Source organism: Sulfurimonas sp. (assembly GCF_023229025.1).
In the GTDB taxonomy this organism is placed as follows: Bacteria; Campylobacterota; Campylobacteria; order Campylobacterales; family Sulfurimonadaceae; genus Sulfurimonas.
On the sequence record NZ_JALOAA010000057.1, the window covers coordinates 1 to 9531 of the forward strand.

The 9531-nt window shown below is 35.3% G+C and carries 8 protein-coding genes and 1 pseudogene; 7 read left to right on the forward strand and 2 right to left on the reverse strand.

Going from position 1 to position 9531, the window contains the following annotated elements:
• Together M0Q20_RS11045 and ligA are read right to left on the reverse strand one after the other, a co-directional pair.
• Nucleotides 1-81 (reverse strand): S4 domain-containing protein (locus M0Q20_RS11045; protein WP_366933659.1); only part of this gene is annotated, 81 nt, incomplete at its 3' end.
• Entirely contained in the window at nt 68-2026 is a 1959-nt protein-coding gene (gene ligA, locus M0Q20_RS10365; RefSeq protein WP_295061602.1) for an NAD-dependent DNA ligase LigA, read from the reverse strand. The genes M0Q20_RS11045 and ligA, both read right to left, overlap by 14 nt.
• A 133-nt stretch (nt 2027-2159) precedes the next feature.
• Here ligA and M0Q20_RS10370 point away from each other — a divergent pair, with 133 nt between their 5' ends.
• The 7 genes and pseudogenes from M0Q20_RS10370 to M0Q20_RS10400 form a co-directional block, all read left to right on the forward strand.
• A complete protein-coding gene (locus M0Q20_RS10370; RefSeq protein WP_295061605.1) occupies nt 2160-3107 on the forward strand; it encodes a transporter in 948 nt (315 codons plus the stop codon).
• Between the two features lie 74 nt (nt 3108-3181).
• Nucleotides 3182-4168 (forward strand): ABC transporter substrate-binding protein, encoded by a 987-nt coding sequence (locus tag M0Q20_RS10375; protein ID WP_295061608.1) that lies wholly within the window; start codon nt 3182-3184, stop codon nt 4166-4168.
• A 3-nt stretch (nt 4169-4171) separates the two neighbouring features.
• Nucleotides 4172-4954, forward strand: a complete 783-nt coding sequence (locus tag M0Q20_RS10380) for an ABC transporter permease (RefSeq protein ID WP_295061611.1) — start codon at nt 4172-4174, stop codon at nt 4952-4954.
• Nucleotides 4942-5679 carry an ATP-binding cassette domain-containing protein gene (locus tag M0Q20_RS10385; protein ID WP_295061614.1) on the forward strand — a complete coding sequence of 246 codons (738 nt, stop codon included), beginning with the start codon at nt 4942-4944 and terminating at the stop codon, nt 5677-5679. The genes M0Q20_RS10380 and M0Q20_RS10385 overlap by 13 nt, the downstream gene beginning before the upstream one ends.
• Nucleotides 5679-6932 carry an NnrS family protein gene (locus tag M0Q20_RS10390; protein WP_295061617.1) on the forward strand — a complete coding sequence of 418 codons (1254 nt, stop codon included), beginning with the start codon at nt 5679-5681 and terminating at the stop codon, nt 6930-6932. The genes M0Q20_RS10385 and M0Q20_RS10390 overlap by 1 nt, the downstream gene beginning before the upstream one ends.
• A gap of 145 nt (nt 6933-7077) precedes the next feature.
• The gene (locus tag M0Q20_RS10395) at nt 7078-8949 is read left to right on the forward strand and encodes a hypothetical protein (RefSeq protein WP_295061619.1); all 1872 of its coding nucleotides are present in this window, start codon (nt 7078-7080) and stop codon (nt 8947-8949) included.
• A 217-nt stretch (nt 8950-9166) separates the two neighbouring features.
• Nucleotides 9167-9531 (forward strand): annotated as a pseudogene (locus M0Q20_RS10400) (ATP-binding protein); the annotation flags it as partial.

A 9531-nucleotide genomic window follows, 5' to 3' on the forward strand; every position in this document is an offset into this window, starting at 1 on the left:
CCCCTCTTTTATGAGTGTCTGCGCTCTGTTTCTGCTCTCGCAAAGACCATGCTCTACCAAGTAGTTGTCAAGCCTGCTCAATTTTTTCTCTCATCTCCTGCTCACTAAGAACAGCAACGCCGAGAGATACGGCTTTATCATATTTGCTTCCCGCATCTTCTCCATAAATTACAAAGTCAGTTTTTTTGGAGACTGAACTTACAACTTTTGCTCCGTGTGCCTCAAGCATCTCTTTTATAACGTCTCTTGACTCGCTCATGCTTCCTGTTAGAACTACGCTTTTAGATTTAAACGGATTCTCTTTTGCCTCTTCTCTTTGCTTTGGTTCAAGCGGTCGCAAAATATCTTGAAGCTTTAAGATAGTTTCTCTGTTTACTCTAACAAACTCCAAAACGGACTCCGCCATCTCCTCGCCAAAACCATCTAACGCTACTATCTCATCTTTTGTGGCATCTATAAAACCGCTTCCAAATTTTTCACTCAAACTCTTAGATGCGACCTCCCCGATATGCTCAATTCCCAAAGAGTTGAGAAATCGCCAATACTCACTCCCTTTTGCTCCCTCTAAAGCATCGAGCAGATTTTGCGCTTTTTTCTCTTTAAAACCTTCAAGAGTCAAGAGCTTCTCAAGAGTTAAGTCAAACAAATCTACTACGCTCTTTACCAAGCCCGAAATAAAAAGCGCTTCAACTATTTTTACTCCTAAGCCATCAATATTTAGACACGGTTTTGAAGCAAAATAGATTATAGAGTTTATAACTCTTGCTTCACATGTAAGATTTTGACACTTTAAAAGCACACCTTCGTCTAAAAGTTCACTGCCACAAACCGGACAACTGCTTGGTCTTTGATACTTCTCTTGAGTTGCGTCTCTTTGATTAGTTAAGACTTTTATTATCTTAGGAATCACATCTCCGCTTCTTAAGATAATGACCTTATCGTTTAAGCGGATATCTTTTCTATCAATCTCATCAAAATTGTGCAGAGTTGCACGCTCAACGACAACACCATCTATATCGGTAGGCTCAACAACTGCCACGGGAGTAACAACGCCGCTGCGTCCTACTTGAAGGATTATCTCCCTTAGAGTAGTTATCTTCTCAACGGCTGGAAATTTGTACGCAACACTAAAACGTGGATTTTTGACGGTGTAGCCCATATCTATCTGCGCGGCAATCTCATCTACCTTTATAACCATACCATCGAGCATCATCGCATAACTATCACGATTTTTGTTCATCTCCTGATAGATTGCTTCTATCTCCTCAAAGTTCCTACATATAGCGTGAAGAGGAGGCTTTTTAAATCCCAAAGAGTAGATATACTCCATCTTCTGGCTTAAAAGCTTGTGTTCAAGCGTATTTTCTCCGACACCATAAGGCAAAAAGACAAGATTTCTTGAAGCAGTTATGCTTGAGTCTAGCTGTCTTAGACTTCCAGCAGCGGCATTTCTAGGATTTGCAAAAACAGCTTCCCCGTTTTTTAGCCTCAACTCATTAATCTTTTCAAACTCATCTTTATAGATAACCACTTCCCCGCGAATCTCAATTCTATCTCTGTGCTCTATTGTAAGAGGAACCGAACGTATAGTCTTTACATTTTGAGTTATCAGTTCGCCGACACTTCCGTCTCCTCGTGTTATACCTTTAGTCAACTCCCCGTTTTCATAAATAAGGTTTAGACTCGCACCGTCATACTTCGGCTCGCAATAAAAAGAGATGTTTTTATCTAGTTTATATGTCTTTGTAAGCCATTTTTGTAAATCAGCAGAGTCAAAAACATCATCCAAACTCCACATACGGCTAAGATGTGAAGCCTTAGTAAAACCATCAGAAACACTATCCCCAACTCTTTGAGTAGGAGAGTTTTTTAAAATATCCTCTTTGTGACTCTCTTCATACTCTACAACTTCATGATAGAGTTTATCGTAAACCTCATCAGTAGTAATAGGGTCATCAAGGACATAGTAGTGGTATGAGTAGAGGTTAAGAAGCTCTACTGCTTTTATATATTCATTTAATTTCATAATGAAATTTTATCAAAATCTTATTAAATTAATTCTTTTGATAATAATTATCACTATTTATATTTAATTAAGTATTTTTTTACTAAACTTTCACACATTGATAATGAATATCATTTCTAAAAAGGAAAACAGAATGAAAAATAGATTTTTAGTTTCGCTTATAACAATACCAATAATATCAAATGCGGCTCTGCTTCCTGCCATAAACTCAAAAGGCGGAGCAATGGTTTTGCCTGAAGGTAAGCTAAAGGCAGAGATAAAACATATAAACTTTGATAGAAAAAATATGTTTGAAGGCAAAAATGAGGTCAAAAACAAAGAGAACTTAAATGCAACAGCAAATATAACTACTGTTGGATTATATTATGGCATAAACAAAAAGAGTACAGTCGGGGCAATTATTCCATATAAAAATATAAGAGCCTCAGCAACACTTGGAGCTAATGCGGTTGAGATTGATAACAAAGGCATTGGCGATGTTTTGTTAATTGCAAGACATGTAATTTTACCTATGAGCAGCTATGGGTATCAACTCTCAATAGATGGAGGTATTAAACTGCCGACAGGTGCTACAAACGGCTCATTTAAAAAAGCTCCTAATGTTGCAAACGGGGTAAATACTCCTATGCCGACACAGATGGGAACAGGCGAATTTGAGTATAAACTCGGAGCTGGAGTCTCTTACATGATAGATGATAGTTGGAGAATCGACACGCACGCAATGTACACATATAGACCAAAAGCGCATAACGATTATGATTTTGGAGATGAAATACTACTTGATCTCTCGACAACAAAAGCAGTAACTAAACAGGTAAATATTGGAATTGAGTATAATTTTTCATATAATACAAAGACCGATATGGGCAATGACACAAATGCTGCACTTAGAGCGTTGCTTCCTTTTAAGGCATTTAGTGGAAATGCAGGCTATGTAACTCCACAAGTTGAGTGGGTTCCTTTTGGAAAACCAAAAATCCACTTTGGTTTTGGAGTTTCATTTTTATCAAATTATGACCTAAAAGAGTATCAACCGCTAGAGAAGAGAAGGTTTCTCTTTAGGATGGGTTACCTTTTTTAAAATTGATTATAGTCAATGATAATTAATATTATAATCAGTAATATACAAAAATATGATTTAGAGGAATTTTTATTATGAAAACCTTAGCTTACAGCTTTTTAGCACTATTTTTATTTTCACTAAGTGCGCTTAGCGCTAACACAAAATTGGACAAAATAGTAATCGCAGGTCCTTTTGCATCTGTTTCACACCCTATTTTACATATGATTGAGACAAATGCACTAAGTGATGTAGCAGACAAAATAGAGTTTAGAGTTTGGAAAAATCCAGATGAGCTAAGAGCCATGACAATAAAAGGCGATGTAGATTTTGTGGCTATCCCTACGAATACTGCAGCTATTTTAAACAACAAAGGTGTGGATATCAAGCTTTTAAACGTTTCTGTATGGGGAATACTTGGAATGATTAGCCGCGATGATTCGCTAAAAACATTAAAAGATTTCAAGGGCAAAAAGATTGCCGTTCCTTTTCGTGCAGATATGCCCGATATCGTATTTAAACAGCTTCTTAAAAAAGAGGGGCTAGACCCGCAAAAAGATTTTGAGCTTGTTTATGTCACAAGTCCGGTTGATGCTATGCAGATGCTTATCATGAGAAGAATTGATCATGCACTTTTAGCTGAGCCTGCAATCTCAATGGCTCTTCGTAAAACAAAATCTTTTCCCATAAGCGTAATAGCTCCTGAACTCTACAGAAGCGTTGACTTACAAGAGGAGTGGGGCACTATTTTTAATACAAACGGAGATCTGCCTGAAGCCGGCATTGCCGTTATGGGGCATATTAAAGATAAACATCTAATTGAGAGATTTCAAGAGGAGTACGCAAAATCTATGAAGTGGTACAAAGCAAACCCTAAAGAAGCAGGCGTGCTAGTTGTTAAAACTCTTGACATGTTAGATAAAGATGGAGTTAGTGACTCAATCTCTCATGTAAGGCTTAAAAATGTATCGGCTATAGAAGCAAAAAATGATTTGGAATTTTTCTTTAACGTATTAAAAGAGGAAGAGCCAAAGAGTATCGGTGGTAAGCTGCCTCAAAACAGTTTTTACTATGGTCTTTAATCTATGAAATTTGCATTAAAAATACTTAAGGATTTTCCATCATTTCTCTGGAGCGGCTTAGGAGCAATCGCTTCAATACTGCTCTTCATTGCTCTATGGGACGCCGGCAATCAAATTTATGGAGATTTAGTACTGCCCTCTCCTCTTGAGACATTCAAAACACTTCTATTAATGCTTCAAGATGATAGTGTTTTAGCAGAGATACACACGACGCTTTATCGTGCATCTATCGGTTTTGGAATCTCTCTTATACTCGGTACTGCTCTTGGTCTTTTAGCCGGTTTTTTTGCAACGGCTTCCATGATGAGTCGTCCGATTGTAACTATACTTGTAGGTATGCCTCCTATTGCTTGGATTGTTCTTGCTATGATATGGTTTGGGATGGGAGATGAGACTGTTATTTTTACGGTAATTGTTGCCTCTTTCCCTATTGTTTTTGTAGGTGCACTTCAAGGAACACGTACGCTTGACGGAACTCTAAAAGAGATGGCGCAGAGTTTTAACTTCCCATGGCACATGCGCTTTTTTGACGTATATTTTCCGCATATCTTCTCCTATGTTTTTCCTGCATGGGTCGGCGGACTTGGAATGGCTTGGAAAATAGTCATAATGGCAGAACTTCTAGCTACTAGTAACGGTATCGGTGCATCTTTGGCTGTTGCAAGAAGCCAACTCGATACTCCAACGGCACTAGCAATAGTAGTAATTATGATAGCTTCACTTATGTTTATTGAGTACATAATTTTAGAGCCGATAAAAAGAGAGGTTGAATTATGGAGAGATTAGAGGTCAAAAATCTAAATCACAGTTTTGGATTTACTAAAATTTTAAAAGATATTAACTTTACCCTAAACAGAGGCGAAGTGCTCTCAATCGTAGGACCTAGCGGAGGCGGCAAAACAACACTTTTGCATCTATGTGCAGACCTCTTAGATGTTGAGGAAGGAAGTGTTATAAACACATTCTCAAGTAGCGCATTTGCTTTTCAAGAGGCGAGGCTTCTACCATGGAAAAATGTTATAGACAACATCTCTTTAGGACTCTTAGCAAAAGGCCAAAAGAGAAGCGAAGCTCTTAAAAAATCACAAGAGATTGCTCTTAGATTTGGGCTTGAGGAAGAGGATTTTGATAAATTTCCAAAAGATTTAAGCGGCGGAATGAAACAGAGAGTAAGTTTTGCAAGAGCACTTGTCGTCAAGCCATCCCTGCTCTTTTTGGATGAGCCATTTTCAGCACTCGATATCGGGCTTAAAAAAGAGCTACAGACTGTTTTGATAGATATGATAAGCAAAAAAGAGATAAGCGTACTTTTTATAACACATGACCTCATGGAGGCGATTCGTCTAAGCGATGAGATGCTTCTACTAAAAGCAGATCCGGGACATATCGTCAAAAAATTTAAGTTTGACCTTATTCAAAATCAAAGAGATGACAAGTATGTTTATGGCAAGAGTGCAGAAATACTCCAAGATGAAGAGATTATAAGTACATTTGAACTGGAACTAAAATAATGAAACACGAAGAAGAAGAAAAACCACAAATTTTACGTGCAACAAATCACTATCTTTACTACCCTGATGAAAAGGATATTCCTCCATACTTAGCTTATGGATTTAGACCTGTCTTTGTGCTTCTTGCTCCCTACATGATAATCTCTATGGTTTTATGGGGCTTAGTTTGGAGTGGAACTATAAATATCCCTTTTATGGACAATATTTTAGTCTGGCATGTATATGAGATGCTCTTTGGTATCTTGGGTATAGGCGTACTTGCATTTTTAAGTACGGGTCTGCCTGAACTCTTTCCTGGTCTTGTTCCGCTTGTCGGCAAGAGATTAAAATATGTTGTGCTTTTATGGATAGCAGGTCGTTTAAGTTTTTGGTTTATAGATATTACCGGTGTTTATCTAGCCGCCTTGCTAAACCTCTCTATGCTTGGATGGCTTATCTGGTTTGCTAGAAGAGCAGTTCTGGACAAGCTTCAGAGGCACGCTTCTCTTGGGTATGCACTCTTAGCTCTGCTTATAATTGAAGCATGGTTTTTTGCGTCAATGGCAGGAGTTGCAAGTACAGCGCCGATGGATATACTAAAGATTGGGCTTGGAGGTCATGTCGTATTGATACTTTTAGCTCTAAGACGCGTCAATATGGAAGCAGTAAACGAACTGATGGAGGACAAAGGGATAGATGATGTATATATCTCCCGTCCGCCTCTTACAAACCTTGCAATATTTAGCGTTATTGTTTTTACTGTCGTAGAGTTTTTATACCCCAACAACTCTGCTCTTGGTTGGCTTGGACTTGCAAGCGGTGCCGCTGTACTGGCAATAACAAATGATTATATTTTAAAAGATAAATTTATACTAAATCAGCCCTATGTCATATACCTTGCCCTTATCTTTGTGATGATTGGAGCCGGTTATGCTTTGATGGGATATGCGATTTTAATGACCGAGTATACGGGCATCAGTCACTTTAGACACTTCATAACAAGCGGCGGGTTTGGTCTTGCTTATCTTATGGTCATGATTATTATCGGCTGGATTCATACGGGACGACACCTTACATCAAACATATATACTCACACCATGATTGCCCTTATACTCTTAGCGACTCTCATGAGAGGGTCAATTCCATTTTTTGAAGAGTATGCACATGAGCTATACCTCTACTCTGCAATAGTATGGGCACTCCCTTTTATGATATACATAAAGGTGTTTTTCAACTTTCTAGTCTCTCCAAGAGCCGACGGGATTAAGGGTTAGCACCCTTTCTTCGGCCACTTTATTTAAAAATTGTTGTGCCAATATCTAAATGCAAATCAATCAACCAAACAGACAAAAATTATACGATGGTTTATAAATATTTAAATTTAACAGATGCTGATATAAAGATTGTGGAGGGAATTTAATGTCAAGAGACTATGATGGACAATGTCGAAGAATGGACTTGAACTTACGCGGAGATTTTCCATATTTGACAACAACGATTTATAAAATAGATGAATATTCATATAAAATACATGTTAAAAATTATAGAAATTTTCAAGAACTATATCAGCACTTTGATAATAAGGTAAGATATATAACAACTAATGTTAGACTGACAGAAATAATGCCAAATAAGTATGTTTTGATATTGCCTCAAATTGATGACAAAAACATTTCAAAAGATTTTGAAGGAGTGGCTTTTACAAATCCTTTACTACTCACACACATTGACGCAAAATATAATGATGCTGTTATTCTTGGATTTAGTGAGAATCATGACAATCAAACACTTAATTTAAAACTTTTAAATTCAATTTCGCTCAATAGAGCTAAACAAATAGAAAATGAATTAAATGCAATAAAAATTCCTTATCAATTTATTGTTTCATTAGAAAGTGATAATGTTATTAAGCAAAAAATACCTTCTGTAAAAACAGATCCAATGACAATACAGTCATCAAAAACTTTCAAATCATTAAAGCTACCATTTATTGAACGAGATGAAAAGTTATGGTTTGACAATATTGATAATATTTACAAGGGAGAGATTGGCAAAGCTAATATATATTTTTTTGATCAAAAGAAAACAAAATGTTTAATAAATTTGACAATGTTACATAATGTAAATATACGTAATTTACTACTTCTTTATGATGTGATATATTGTGCAATGCCTTTAGTTGATACAATGAATGAGGTACTAAATTTACAAAAACTTTCTCGTGATGACTTATTATATTTAGTAAAAATTGGCAGAATTATTTTTGTAAATATGCAACCCGAGTCAAGAATGGACTATGGTTTTTTAAATGAAGTTTATCAAGAAAATAGCAATGCTATTGTAGGAAGACGAGCTTTAGCAACTTTAGGTACAATCGACCTTGTAGAGATAAATAAAAATTATATCTTGAATGATCCAGATATTAATAAATTACTTTTACCTTTTTTAACTGATTTGTCAAAGTTTATGAAGTTTGAGCAGAATAAACTTGCAGATTTTTTATTTTGGCCACAAAAAGCATTGCGAAAAGGGTTTAAAAGTTTACACTTTTCGGGACCAATGGGCACATCTCATTACGGTGTTAATAATATAATAACTTCATTGTTACCGGAAGAGAAGGAGGACTTATTAGGATTTGAATTTATGGTACATAGTCTTACTATCCATTTGGCTCATGCACTTGATGCCACCTACTTCCCTTTCTATGACCTAAATAGCAAATATACAGAACATCCATACAGCATGATGATGGCTAATATGTTGAATATGTATAAGCACATGAATATTGGAAATATCAATGAGTTTAGATTATCTTTAGATACTGATTTACAAAAAAATCCATCAATTGATTTACTATCCATTTTTGAGATAAATGACTATATAGCAATAGATGAATTTGAACAATCAACAAACAATACATTAATCCGAAAAGGATTAAACTCTTTGTTTAGTGAATTATCAACTTTGAATGATGATGAAAGATATGAAGTAACGAAAAAATACAACACTGAAGTTGAAAAAATTGCTAAAAACCGTAAACTAAAAAGTGAAGGGCTAGATTTAGGAACTGAGATAATAAGTACTTTTACGGATGGAGTGTTTTTTCGGCAAATAGGTAAAATTTTAGGGTTGGGAAATGACAAATTAAAAAAAAGTTCTTCAAGCTATAATGAAATATCAGAACTGGTTGAGTATAAACTTTTACATGAAAAAAAGAATAAAGAAAAAGAAAAAATTTCACTATTGTCAAAGATAAATAGGGTAGCTAGGTTGAGGAAAGATAAAAAGTAATAAAAAACTACTTAATTTAATAAAATTTATTGAAGAGTATAATGACCTGAATCTTTAAAATATAAATTCAGCAAAGTTAATTTATAAAATCGTTAAAATATTATAAAATTCTTGGGGATTAATATGAGTTGTAAAAAAGGTTATGTTAACGATTTACCATCTTAAAAAGTAAAGACTAAAATGTACTATAAAATATTTTGCTAAAAAAGGAATCTCTATGCCAATTAATACTCTTTCAAATATTCACAATGATTTAGATGGTTACAACCAACTTGTAAAATTATATGAAGAGCACAAAGATGATATTTTTGAAAAAATAGATATTGAACTGCAAGTCTGGTTTGATGCAAATCTGAGTGCACTTTTAGGTGGCATACTTGACAAAATCAAAAATGACGGACTTAATGACATTAACTTTACATATATTAAAAATGATATTCAAACCATACTTCAAAAAAATGGATTTTTATCATTTTATGGGTATCCAAAAGTTTATGACACAAATCACACTACTATCGAATATAAGAAACTAAAACCATCAGACACAAGATATTTTAATCAGTATCTTGAAGATGAACTTTT